The 12,390-nt window shown below is 75.7% G+C and carries 8 protein-coding genes; 1 reads left to right on the top strand and 7 read right to left on the bottom strand.

All coding sequences use genetic code 11. The annotated features are described in order from the left end of the window. Nucleotides 1-211: 211 nt before the first annotated feature. The 7 genes from ACFV6I_RS18480 to ACFV6I_RS18450 form a co-directional block, all read right to left on the bottom strand. On the bottom strand, nucleotides 212-1,015 hold the full coding sequence (locus ACFV6I_RS18480; RefSeq protein WP_380426368.1) for a S1 family peptidase: 804 nt from the start codon (nucleotides 1,013-1,015) through the stop codon (nucleotides 212-214). Nucleotides 1,016-1,315: 300 nt separating this feature from the next. Next, on the bottom strand, nucleotides 1,316-2,953 hold the full coding sequence (locus tag ACFV6I_RS18475; protein WP_063349358.1) for an RNA polymerase sigma factor: 1,638 nt from the start codon (nucleotides 2,951-2,953) through the stop codon (nucleotides 1,316-1,318). A 454-nt stretch (nucleotides 2,954-3,407) separates the two neighbouring features. Continuing rightward, entirely contained in the window at nucleotides 3,408-4,340 is a 933-nt protein-coding gene (locus ACFV6I_RS18470) for a FadR/GntR family transcriptional regulator (protein ID WP_063349357.1), read from the bottom strand. Between the two features lie 118 nt (nucleotides 4,341-4,458). Next, a complete protein-coding gene (locus ACFV6I_RS18465; protein WP_380426357.1) occupies nucleotides 4,459-5,382 on the bottom strand; it encodes a hypothetical protein in 924 nt (307 codons plus the stop codon). 3 nt (nucleotides 5,383-5,385) lie between these two features. Then, nucleotides 5,386-6,858, bottom strand: coding sequence for an ATP-binding cassette domain-containing protein (locus tag ACFV6I_RS18460; protein WP_380426355.1), 1,473 nt, complete (start codon nucleotides 6,856-6,858; stop codon nucleotides 5,386-5,388). A 242-nt stretch (nucleotides 6,859-7,100) separates the two neighbouring features. Then, complete coding sequence (locus tag ACFV6I_RS18455; protein WP_380426353.1) at nucleotides 7,101-7,859, bottom strand: NUDIX domain-containing protein; 759 nt, start codon at nucleotides 7,857-7,859, stop codon at nucleotides 7,101-7,103. Between the two features lie 106 nt (nucleotides 7,860-7,965). Then, a complete protein-coding gene (locus tag ACFV6I_RS18450) occupies nucleotides 7,966-10,089 on the bottom strand; it encodes a glycogen debranching N-terminal domain-containing protein (protein WP_380426367.1) in 2,124 nt (707 codons plus the stop codon). Between the two features lie 765 nt (nucleotides 10,090-10,854). On the opposite strand from ACFV6I_RS18450, the gene ACFV6I_RS18445 reads away from it, so the two are divergent. Next, on the top strand, nucleotides 10,855-12,168 hold the full coding sequence (locus ACFV6I_RS18445) for an alpha/beta fold hydrolase (protein ID WP_380426351.1): 1,314 nt from the start codon (nucleotides 10,855-10,857) through the stop codon (nucleotides 12,166-12,168). The last annotated feature ends 222 nt before the right edge of the window (nucleotides 12,169-12,390 follow it).

Here is a 12,390-nt window from a genome sequence, read left to right as displayed (position 1 = left end):
CCAAATACACCCCCGAACCACACCCCCCCCCCCCCTCGTGCGCGTGTGGTTGTGTGGCCGCGCCCCACCCCCCCCCCCCGGGGTGGGGCGGGCCAAACACCCCCCGGGCGTTCCCCCCCCCGGCTCTGCTGTTCCCGGAGAGCCGCACGCTCCGCAGCGATGTGGCTTCAGAACGTGACCAGTTGGCCACCGGCAACGGTCCGGGCGGCCCTCACAGCACCGAGCGCACCGCGTCCGCGACGGACGCCACCCTGGTGTAGACGCCCGGGTGGGCCGCCTCGGCGCAACCCGTCCCCCAGGAGACCAGGCCGACCAGTCGGCCGCCGACGACCAGCGGGCCGCCGCTGTCGCCCTGGCAGGCGTCCTTGCCGCCCTTCTCCTCGCCCGCGCACACCATGCCCCGGGCGTCGAACTTGCCGTCCTGCCCGCCCGGGTAGGCCTGCGCACAGGTCTGGTCCGCGATGATCGGCACCTCCACCCCGCGCAGCGTGGGCGAGTAGTCGCCGTGCCCGGTGGTGTCGCCCCAGCCGAAGACCCGCGCGGCGGTCCCGGCCGCGTACGGCTCGGTCTCGCCCTGGCCGACCAGGTCGATCACCGGCCGGGAGTCCTGGGGGTCGGCGAGGGTGAGCACGGCGACGTCGTTCAGGTTCGCGGTGAAGGAGTAGTCGGGGTGGATCCAGACCGACCGCACGGGCACCTCGCGGCCGGCCGAGCTGCGCATGTCGTCCCGGCCGATGACGGCCTTGAGCCCCGGCCGGTCCACCTTGGCGCCCCGGGACTCGTCGTAGAAGCAGTGCGCGGCCGTCACCACCTTGGTCGGTGTGACCAGCGCTCCCCCGCAGAACTGGCCGGAGCGGCCGCTGCCGAACTGCTGGCGGCTGGACAGCGCCACCACCCACGGGTGGTCGGCGGTGGTCTCGGCGGTGCCGCCGACCACCCGGCGCTGCGCCCCGGCCGGACCGGCCGCACCGAGCGCGACCAGCGGGACGGGCACGGCGGCCAGCAGCGCCAGCACGGCGGCCCGTCGGCGGCGGCCCGCACGGGCGGCCGCCGGGCTCGCCGGGGGCGGGGCGGGGGTCGGCAGGGCAGCGCGGTCCGGGTTGGGCAGCACCGTGACTCCAGTCGGCTCGGCAGCAGGCAACCGCCACAGCGTAGGTGATCGACTACGCGGTGCGACCGCTTCCCGCCACACCGCCACCCGGACGAGGGACAACGGCCACCCGGACGCTGACCCGCCCGGGCCCGGACAGCGGCGAAGGCCCGGAGCCGTGGGGCTCCGGGCCTTCGTCACACGCTTGCGACCGTACCGGCCGGATCAGTCCAGGTAGTCGCGCAGCACCTGGGAACGCGACGGGTGGCGCAGCTTCGACATGGTCTTCGACTCGATCTGGCGGATGCGCTCACGGGTGACCCCGTACACCTTGCCGATCTCGTCGAGCGTCTTCGGCTGACCGTCCGTCAGGCCGAAGCGCATCGAGACCACGCCGGCCTCGCGCTCGGAGAGGGTGTCCAGCACCGAGTGCAGCTGCTCCTGGAGCAGGGTGAAGGAGACCGCGTCGGCCGGGACGACCGCCTCGGAGTCCTCGATCAGGTCACCGAACTCGCTGTCGCCGTCCTCGCCGAGCGGGGTGTGCAGCGAGATCGGCTCACGGCCGTACTTCTGGACCTCGATGACCTTCTCGGGGGTCATGTCGAGTTCCTTGGCCAGCTCCTCCGGGGTGGGCTCGCGGCCCAGGTCCTGGAGCATCTGGCGCTGGACGCGGGCCAGCTTGTTGATGACCTCGACCATGTGCACCGGGATGCGGATGGTGCGGGCCTGGTCGGCCATGGCGCGGGTGATCGCCTGGCGGATCCACCAGGTGGCGTAAGTGGAGAACTTGTAGCCCTTGGTGTAGTCGAACTTCTCGACCGCACGGATCAGACCGAGGTTGCCCTCCTGGATCAGGTCCAGGAAGAGCATGCCGCGGCCGGTGTAGCGCTTGGCCAGCGAGACCACCAGGCGGAGGTTAGCCTCCAGCAGGTGGTTCTTGGCGCGGCGGCCGTCCTCGGCGATGATCTCCAGCTCGCGCTTGAGCTTGGGGGCGAGCTTGTCGGCGGCCGAGAGCTTGTCCTCGGCGAACAGGCCGGCCTCGATGCGCTTGGCGAGCTCGACCTCCTGCTCGGCGTTGAGCAGCGGGACCTTGCCGATCTGCTTCAGGTAGTCCTTGACCGGGTCGGCGGTGGCACCGGCGACGGCGACCTGCTGGGCCGGCGCGTCGTCCTCGTCGTCGTCGGAGAGCACGAAGCCCTGCGACTCCTCCTCGGGCTCCGCCTCCTCGCCGGCCTTGTCGCCGGGCAGCGCGACGTCCTCGAGCAGCTCCTCCTCGCCACCGAGCTCCTCGTCGCCCTTGCCCGCCTTGGCGGCGGTCTTCTTGGCGGCGGTCTTCTTGGCCGGCGCGGCGGCCTTCTTGGCGGCGGCCTTCTTGGCCGGGGCCGCCTTCTTCGCCGCGACCGTCTTCAGCTCGGAGGCGACACCGGTCGTCTCCGAGGTGATCCCGGCGGACACCGTGGGGGCGGACGCCGTGGCGGCCGCCACGGCCGGGGCCGCGACGGGCGCACCGGGCGCGATCCGTACGGGCGGCTTGGTCGGGGCCGTGGAGGCGGACGGGCTCCGGGTGGTGACAGCCTTGGTGGCGGTGCGCTTGGTGGGGCTCTTGGCAGCAACGCTCTTGCGCTTGGCGCCGGCCGGTTCGGCCGCGCTGACCATGAGATCCACCCCCTCCTCAATCAGCACCTGGTTGAGGCTGCGCATGACGTTCTTCCACTTGGTGACCGGGATCTGGTCCGCCTCGAACGCCTGGCGCACGTCGTCACCGGCGATCTGCCCCTGGGCCTTGCCCCGCTCGATGAGCGCCAGCAGAGCTGCGGACTCGGCGATCTCGGGGGGAAGTGAACGGGATGTGCTGGCCGACACGAACAACCTCTCGGACGATGAGTGGACTCGAACCCGTACCGGCCGCCCGAGCGGGCGGGGAAGGAAATCGCGCGTCGGACGCGCGGTGTCGATTCCGACCGACTCGGGCTTGAGGACTGGGTTTGCAGGACGGCAGCAGCGCCGCGGACCAACACAGCATTGTGACATGTTGAAGTATTCCGGAGCTGCCCCCGCTCAGGAGACATCGCTGCTACTCGTCAAGTGTTACGCATGGCCTTCGTGTCGCGGGTCACACCACTCGGCACCCGCGGCCACGGGGCCGGAATCCATCATCGCTCACCCGCGCCGAAACCTGTTGTCATGGACGGGGCATCACGCGTCCGGGTCGGACCGCCGGCGTGCAGAAGCCCTCCGGCTGCGCCGCGCGGGTGCGGCCGGAGGGCCCTGGAGGAACGGAGGACGGACGGGGCGCCCGCTCACCGGAACAGCCCGCTCAGTGCTCCCGAGGGGCGGGGACGGACGGCTCGATCTCGGGGTGGACGGTGAGCAGCGCCCGCATCGCGGCCTCCCCCGCGGTGCCGTCGCCGGTGCCCAGCGCGTCCACCAGCCGGGCGTGCAGGCTGACCGAGGACTCGGAGGCGCGCTCGCAGGAGATGGCCGGGCCGCCCGACACCTGCAGCGCGCCGGCGACGATCCCGGACAGGTGCTCCAGCATCCGGTTGCCGGCCATCTGGAGGATCAGGCCGTGCAGCTCGGCGTCGGCCCGGGCGTAGGTGGAGAGGTCGGCCTGGGCGGCGGCGTGGCCCATGATCTCGACCAGCTCGACCAGCCGCTGCTGGACGTCCTCCCGGCCGTGGCCGGCGGCGAGCCGGGCGGCCAGCGGCTCGATCGCCCAGCGGAGCTCGAACAGCTCCCGGCGCTGCTCGTCCCGCTGCGGGCCGAAGGCGCGCCACTCGATGATGTCCGGGTCCAGCAGGTTCCAGTCGGCGACCGGGCGGACCCGGGTGCCGACGTTCGGCCGGGCACTGACCAGGCCCTTGGCCTCCAGGACGCGCAGCGACTCGCGGACGACTGTGCGGGACACCTCGAACCGCTGGCCGATCTCCTCGGGCACGAGCGGACGGTCGGCACCGAGGTCGCCGGAGACGATCATCTGGCCGAGCTGCTGGACCAGTTGGCCGTGCAGACCGCGACCGCGGCTGCTGGTGGTCTTGCGGCCGACCCGGGCGAGATCGGACTCGGCGCCCTCCCAGCGGGGCGCCGGCGGAGTCGGCCGGTCGGCGTACGAGAAGCGGTCCAGATCGCCGGGGCCGTGGATGGGTCCGTCGGCGGAACGGGCGGGGGTCATGGTGGGGTGCGCAAGGGTACTCACAGCTCCTTTGTCGGCGATCGGCAGGCGCAGCTTGAGAATTCTCGTGAAAAGCACACGAAAGGGTGATCGACCGCGACTGGATAATTGACTTCTTATCAGGAAGAACCGCGCATTACGGTCACTGCTGGTCGATCTTGATTCTTCGGCGCGACCACCCCCTCGACGCCCGGCGTCAGAGCGCGCGCCGCCGGACCTGCACCAGGAGCGCCGCGAGCAGCAGGACGGCCGCGGGCGCCGCCACCGCCACGAGCAGGGCCGGATCCGTCAGCGCCGCACTCCCGGCCGCCGCCTCGTGCCCCCCGCGGTAAACCCAGCCGTAGGCCCATTCGACGCCGGACTGGAACGGCAGCAGTTCGGCCGCACGGGTCGGCCACGGCCTGCCGGTCTCCCGCAGCAGCAGCGCCACACCGGACTCCAGCAGCGGCGGCAGCGCGCACAACAGCAGCACCCCGACCGAGGCGCTGCGGGTCAGCGACGCCGTCAGCACCCCGGTCCAGCCCGCCACGACGGTCAGCAGGACGAAGGCCAGCAGAGCCGCCGGCACCCCGTGGCCGGCCGCCAGCCCCACCGGGGCGAACACGCCCGGCAGGTCGGCCAGGCCCGGCAGGTCGGCCAGGCCGGACAGCCCGGTGGCGGCCAGCGCCTGCGACACCTGGTCCGACAAGGCCGAGGGCTCCGCCCAGGCGGCCACCGTCACCCCGCCCGGCAGCGCCAGCTGCACCGCCACGGCGTCGAGCAGCAGGGTCGCCAGCGCCAACAGCCCCGCGACGGGACCGACCACCAACAGCTTGGCCAGCAGCAGCCGCACCCGCCGCGGGTACGACACCCGGGAGGCCGGCAGCCCCGGGTGTCGCACCTCGTGCCCGTACGAGAGCGCGCCCAGCACGCCGGCCCCGAACGCGGCGAACGGCAGCGGGATCAGCGGCACGGCGGCGGTCAGCAGCCGCACCCCGGCCGGGGCGGCCAGCGGGCCGGCCGGGGCCTGGCTCGCCAGGACGGCGGCCGTGACGGCGTCGCACAGCAGCACGGCGGCGAGCAACAGCCAGGTGGAACGCAGGCCGCGCAGGCGGCGCAGCTCGTAGGCCAGGACACGCACGGTTCACTCGCTCCGGTGGTCGTCGGGGGTGGCGGGGCTGACGGGACCGCCGGGGACCGGGGGCGCGGCCTGGGCCTGGGCCTGGGCCGGGCGGCCGAGCCGGACGGTGTCGTCGGTCAGCAGGTCGGCGGCGCTCTCGCGGCGGCCCCTGGCCGGGCCGGGCCCGGGCTCCCCGGCGCAGGCAGCGGGGGCGGGGACGGGGGTCGGGGCGAGGGCCGACGCGGATCTGGCCAGGGCGCCGGGGCCGCCACGGAACAGCCGCTCCACGGCGACGGTCGGAGTGGGCTCGGCGGGCTCGGCCTGGTGGGGGGTGGTACCGAGGGCGGAGAGGGCGGTCGCGGACAGGGCGGCGGCGTCCGAAGCGGCCGGCAGGGCGCGGGTGGGCAGCGCCGCCTCGTCCCGGTGGTGGGCGGCCGCCGGCCGGGCCTCCAGGCGACGGGCGCCCCGGTGGCGCGGGACGGTGACGGCCGGGGCGTCGGAGGCCGGTTCCTGAGCGGGCTCGGGTCCGGGCTCGGGGCCCGGCTCGGCGGCGGTGGGGCCGGACTGGACACGGAGGTGGCCGGAGCGGCCCGACGCGACCGGCAGGGCGGCCCGGGGCGCCGGCTGCTCGACCACCCGGTCGGCCAGCTCGTGCAGCAGGATGCCGTGGCGATAGGCGAGTTCACCGATTTCGGTACGGTCGATGCCCGCCACCGCGAGGCCCGCGCCGCCGTCCCGCCGCACCTCGGCGCCCTGACTGACCAGCAGGTCGGCCAGCCGCGCCATCTGCGGCCCGCGGACGGCCACTTCGGGGCTGAGCCTGGTCCGGCGGAACTCCGCCACCGGCTGGTCTGCCACCAGCCGACCGCGGTCCAGCGTGATGACCCGGTCGGCGAGCTGCGCGGCCTCCTGCGGGGTGCGGGTGGTCACCAGGACCGTCCCGCCGGCGACGCCGAACGAGCGCAGGAAGGAGTGGAACCACTCGACGTTGCGCGGGGACAGGCCCTCGGTCGGCGCGTCCAGCAGCAGCGCGCCGGGGTCGCCGAGCAAGGCCGCGGCCAGGGCCAGCCGGCGGTGCATGCCGGGCGAGAAGCTGCGCAGCCGCTGCCCCGCGACGGCGGCCAGCCGGGTCTGCTCCAGCAGTTCGTCGGCCCGCCGTGCGGGGGCGCCGACCGCCGCGGCCAGCATCCGCAGGTGGCCGTGCGCCTTGCGGCCCGGGTGGCCCGCCACGGCGGCCGCGCCCGGCCCGGGGCCGGGCAGCAGCACGCCGACCTCCCGCTCGGGGCGGCGCAGCCGGCGGTAGGTGCGGCCGTCGAAGAGCGTGACGCCCTGGCCGCGTTCGAGTTCGAGCATCAGCCGCAGCGCGGTGGACTTGCCCGCGCCCTCGGCGCCGAGCAGCACGGTCACCATGCCGGGCCGGGCGTCGAAGGTCAGATCGAGCACCGCGGGCGGCGCGCCCTTGCGGTAGACCTTGGTCAGTCCGGTGATCTGGATCATCGCTGCCTGCTCCCATGCCCTCGGCCGACCTGCCCGACGCGGGGCGCCCCCTGGTGTGTTGGCGCGTGCCGGCACGGCCCCGCGCCAGCACATTAGGGGCCGGTGGCGGAGATTCCGGGCATTACGGGAGCGGCGCGGGCCCGTCGGCCACCCACCTCACCCGATCAGGGGACAATCCGATCCTGCGATTCCCGGGCCAGGGGGAGTCGGCGGCGGGCCGGGGGCGGCGGGCCGGGGCCGGGTCAGGACTCCGGGCGCAGCATGGGCGGGTTGAGGACGGTCGCGCCGCCCGCGGTGAACAGCTGGGCAGGACGGCCCCCCTGACGGGTCGTCGTGCCGCCGGAGGGCAGCAGGAAGCCGGGGGTGCCGGTGACCTTGCGGTGGAAGTTCCGCGGGTCCAGGACCACGCCCCAGACCGCCTCGTAGACCCGGCGCAACTCGCCGACGGTGAACTCGGTGGGGCAGAAGGCGGTGGCGAGGGAGGAGTACTCGATCTTGGAGCGGGCGCGTTCCACGCCGTCGGCGAGGATCAGCCCGTGATCGAAGGCGAGCGGGATTCCGTCGACCGGGCTCTGGCCGAGCAGTTCGCCGACCGGGGCCCAGCGGGCGCTGCTGGCGTCGCCGCCGGCCCGGGGGGTCGGCAGGTCGGGGGCGAGGACCAGGTAGGCGACGCTGACCACCCGCATCCGGGGATCGCGCTGCGGGTGGCCGTAGGTGGCGAGCTGCTCCAGGTGGGCACCGGCCGCGCCGGGGCCGACCACCTCGTGGCCGGGGGCTGAGTGCGCGCGCAGGCCGGTCTCCTCCGCCAGCTCCCGGGAGGCGGCCTCGGCCAGGCCCTCGTCCGGGCGGACGAAGCCGCCGGGCAGTGCCCAGTACCCCTGGAACGGCGGCTCGCCGCGTCTGACCAGCAGGGCGCAGAGCGCGTGGTCGCGCACCGTCAGCACCACCAGGTCAACCGTGACAGCGAACGGGGGGAAGGCCGACGGATCGTAGCGCGACATGGCGACGATCATAGTCGTCTCTCTGACGATAAGCACAGGCCCGTACACGGACCGCGCCCGGCCCGCCTGAGGTGTCGCCGGAGCCGGGCGGGCCCGGGCAGGGGTGTCAGCGGGCGACCAGTTGCAGCTCCGCAGAGGCCTCCTCGACCATCGCCACGCCGATCCGGCTCACCCGGACCGAGAAGGGCTCGCCGGCGACCCGCAGGCCGGTCAGCTCCAGCTCGCCGAGCGGAGCGGTGCTGGCCGGGCGGACCAGCACCCGGCCGCCCGGCACGTCGGGGCGGACCCCCGCGAGCGCGAACACCGCGTGCGCGGCGCCGGCCGCCGAGACCGCCGCCGGGCGGCAGGCGGCCGGGTGCGGCACCGGCGGGCAGCCGGGGATGCGCTGCTCCCCCGCGTACATCTCGGGCAGCCGCCCCTCGTAGTGGGCGGCCGCGGCGAGCAGGCCCTCCAGCAGGGCGCCTGCCTCGTTCTCGTGGCCGGCTTCGGCCAGCCCGGCGATCGCCAGCGCGGTCTCGTGGACCCGCACCGCGCCGCCGCGGTGGCCCAGCGGGTTGAAGCGGGGGGACTTGGCGCTGAGCGTGCGCAGGCCCCAGCCGCTGTCCAGCTCCGGCGCGGCCAGGCGCTGGGCCAGCAGCCGGGTCTGTTCCCGGTCCAGCAGGCTCTCGTGCCGGCCGCCGTCGGCGGCGAGCCCGGTGTCCAGCAGGTGCACCAGGCAGGAGGCGACGGCCGGCAGTGGCTGGCCGCCCGGCGCCAGCGCGGCGGCGGGGCGGCCACCGGAGAGGTCGTCGATCCAGAACCGCTCGCGAAAGCGCCCGCGCAGTTCGGCGGCCCAGCCGCGCCACTCCTCGGCGCCGGGGCGGCCGAAGGCCTCCAGCAGTTCGGCGCCGTGCAGGGCGGCGCGGTGGGCCTGCGCCTGGACCTCGGCCCGGGCGGCCACCGGGTGAGCGGTGCGGTCCTCCACCGGACGGCTGAGGTCGGTGACGAAGCCGTCGACCAGGCCCTCGCGAAGGGCGGCCAGGGCCCGCTCGGCGGCCGGGAGCAGGTCGGCGGTCTCCGCGCGGGGCAGGCCCCAGCGCCAGGCCTCGGCCAGCACGGTGACGAACAGCAGGGTGGCCTCGGTGGCAGTGCAGGTGGGCGGCAGCTCGGGGCCGCCGTGCCGGAGGGCGCCGGGCAGCAGGCCTTCGGTGCGGCCCGGGGCGGCGGCGGGCTGCTGACGGCGGGCCAGCGCCCGGAGGGTGCCGGCGGCGAGCCGGGTGCCGAGCGGCAGGGTGAGCCGGGCGGCCCAGAGCGCGTCGGCCGGGGCGAGGCCGAAGCGCCAGGGCGCTCCGGAGGCCGGGTAGAGGTCGGTCGGGCGGTCCGGGTCGGCGAACAGCAGCCCGCCGAGGGCGTCCAGGGAGCGGGTGACCAGCAGGGTGGCCCGGGCGTCGTCGCTGCGGACCTCCGGTTCGGCCCAGGGCAGCGGCACGCCCGTGCCCCGCCCGCCGGGCGGCCGCGGGCCGGGGGCGGTGCTCTCCAGTTCGGCGCGCAGCTCGACCGACCAGCGGGCGCCGGGTTGCACCTCCAAGTCCCACCGGAGCACCCCGGCCCCGGCCAGCACCGCGTGCGGGGAGGGCTTGGCGCTGACCACCGCGCTGTGCGCCGGGCCGGCCCAGCGCAGCCCGGCGGACTGCACCTGGCCCGGCAGGTCGGCCGGGCGGTGCCCGGCGGCGATCTCGGCGACCGGGCCGAGGTCGGTGCCGAGGGCGATCTCCATCGGCAGCCGGGCGGGCCGGCCGCCGGTGTTGCGCACGATGACGGTCTCCACTCCGTCCGCGTGGCGCAGCCGCTCGACGGTGAGCGCCGGGTCCGGGTCGAGGTCGCCGGGGAGCCGGACGGCGCCGAGGAAGCGGGCCTGCGCGGTGCTGGTCAGGGCGCCCTGGAGCGGCAGCGGCTCCATGCCGCCCAGGCGCAGCTCCATCCGGGCGAGCACCCGGACGCCGTTGCGGTAGAAGCCGTGCAGGCCGTGGCCGCGCAGCTGACCGTCCGGTCCGGAGGCGGCCATCGCGGGGGCGTTGACGCAGAGCACCGCGTGGTGGACGGCGGGAGGCTGCGGCCTTGGCGGGGCCGCGAGCCGACTCGGGCCGACGGACGCCCCCGCCGGTCCGGCCGTCTGGACCTGGTCGGGGCGGCCGACCGGTCTCGGCGCGCCGACCACGCTCTCGGCCGGCATGGCCTGTGGTGGCCTCATGGCGGTCACCGGACTCTCCTCCCCTCGGCGGTCCGGTGGCCTGGTCAGGCCGGTGGGCCGCGAGCACGCTCGATCGCGTGCTGATGGTGCCGGGCCGGCGGGGTACCCCGTCGGCGGGTGTGCCGTGTCTGGCCGTACCCGGTGCCGGGCCGTGCCATGCGGTGCGCGGTACCAGGCCGGTACCGGCGCGCCGCGCCTTCGCGTCGGGCCCGACGCGGCGCCCGGCGCGTCGTCAGGTCCGGTGGCCCGGCCTGCCGGTGGCGCCCGGCCCGTGGGCCGCAGCAACGGCCGGGCCAGGTGACCCGAGCGGGCCCCGCACGCTCCGGTGCCCCGGCGCCGTGGCCACCCCGCTCGGCGGGCGGTCCGCCCGGAACCTGCCGCCCGACGAGCGTCGGCCGGTCGCCGGCCCCCCGGGGTGAACGCCGCGCACCGCCTCCAGGTCACGCCCGGCGACGGGTGCGGCCCGTCGAGCCCGGCCCGCCGGGCGGTCGTGCCGCAGCCGTCGAGCCGTCACGGTCGGGCCGTCACTGGGCTGCCACCAGGGCGGCGCGGTCTCGCCGCCGGGTGGCGGCGGCTGCGTCCCGGCCCGCGGCCTGCCGTGCAACCCGCCCCGGCCCGGCATCGTATGCCTGGCCGAGTGGGCGGTGGCCGTCGAACCGGTGCCCGACCGCGGTCAGGATACGGTGCGGGGGTCGCGGCGCCCGCACCCGGTGACCCCGTGAGCCGCGACCTGACCGCTGCGACCAGCAGAGACCGAGGAGTTGCATGTCCACCGTCAGCCGGCTGCCCGGGATTGTTACGACCGACCACATCTTCCAGGCCCCCCTCGACCACGCCGACCCGCAGGGCGAGCAGATCGAGGTGTACGCCCGCGAGGTGGTGGCCACCGGCCGCGAGCAGGCCGACCTGCCCTGGCTGGTCTTCCTCCAGGGCGGCCCCGGCGGCAAGGCCGCCCGCCCGCTCGGCCGCGACGCCTGGCTGGAACGCGCCCTCGACGACTACCGGGTGCTCCTGCTCGACCAGCGCGGCACCGGTCGCTCCACGCCCGCGACCCGGCAGACCCTCGCCCGGCGCGGCGGCGCCCAGGAGCAGGCGGACTACCTGGCGCACTTCCGCGCGGACTCGATCGTGCGGGACGCCGAACTGATCCGCCACCAGCTGCTCGGCGCAGACCGGCGCTGGAGCGTGCTCGGCCAGAGCTTCGGCGGCTTCTGCACCCTCACCTACCTCTCCTTCGCCCCCGAGGGCCTGGCCGAGGCCTTCATCACCGGCGGCCTGTCCGGCCTCGGCAGTTCGGCGGACGACGTCTACCGCGCCGCCTACCCGCGGGTGGTCCACAAGAACGAGGACCACTACGCCAGGTTCCCGCAGGACGTCGAGGCGGTACGGCGGATCGCCGCGCACCTCGCCGCCGCCCCCGCGACGCTGCCCGACGGCGGACTGCTCACCGTCGAGGCGTTCCAGGCCCTCGGTCTGATGCTCGGCGGCGGCAGCGGCTCCGGCACCCTGCACTACCTGCTGGAGGAGGCCTGGGTGGACGGCGCGGCCGGCCCCGAGCTGTCCGACACCTTCCTGGCCGGTGCCCAGGCCAAGCTCTCCTTCGCGGAGGGACCGCTGTACGCCGTGCTGCACGAGTCGATCTACGGCCAGCGCTCGGTGGACCAGGGCGGCACCGCCTGGTCGGCCGAGCGGGTCCGCAAGGAGTTCCCGCAGTTCGACGCCCGGGCCTCGCTGGACTCCGGCGCACCGGTGCTGTTCACCGGGGAGATGATCTACCCCTGGATGTTCGACACCGACCCGGCGCTGCGCCCGCTGAAGGAGGCCGCGGACCTGCTGGCCGCCCGCACCGACTGGCCCGACCTGTACGACCCGGCGCGGCTGGCCGCCAACACCGTCCCCGTCGTGGCGGCGGTCTACCACGACGACATGTACGTGGACACCGCCGACTCGCTGGCGACCGCCCGCGCGGTGCGCGGTCTGCGGACCTGGATCACCAACGAGTGGGAGCACGACGGCCTTCGGGCGAGCGGCGGCAAGGTGCTCGACCGCCTGATCAAGCTGGCGCACGGCGAGGCCTAGCGAAGCCCGCCCGGGCCGGGCGGCGAGGCTCCGGGCGGCCCCTGGCGGACGCCCGGCGAGGTCAGCGCGCATGGTGGGCTCCCCTCGCCGCGCGCCGGCGGCCCCGGGCCCCGGGGGGGCCGGGGGCCCACCGGGGGGCGGCGGCCCGCGGGCCCCCCCCGCGCCCCCCGGTGGTCAGGGCGACGGCCAGGCCGATCCCGGTGAGCGCGGTGAACAGCGGGT

This window comes from Kitasatospora sp. NPDC059803 (assembly GCF_042732255.1).
GTDB lineage: Bacteria > Actinomycetota > Actinomycetes > Streptomycetales > Streptomycetaceae > Kitasatospora.
This window is presented reverse-complemented; position numbering and strand designations above follow the sequence as displayed.

Excerpts from the sequence above, each read along its gene's own strand:
- ACFV6I_RS18455 (WP_380426353.1), bottom strand. The coding sequence starts at position 7,859 with ATGTCGCGCTACGATCCGTCGGCCTTCCCCCCGTTCGCTGTCACGGTT.
- ACFV6I_RS18450 (WP_380426367.1), bottom strand. The coding sequence starts at position 10,089 with ATGAGGCCACCACAGGCCATGCCGGCCGAGAGCGTGGTCGGCGCGCCG.
- ACFV6I_RS18445 (WP_380426351.1), top strand. The coding sequence starts at position 10,855 with ATGTCCACCGTCAGCCGGCTGCCCGGGATTGTTACGACCGACCACATC.
- ACFV6I_RS18460 (WP_380426355.1), bottom strand. The coding sequence starts at position 6,858 with ATGATCCAGATCACCGGACTGACCAAGGTCTACCGCAAGGGCGCGCCG.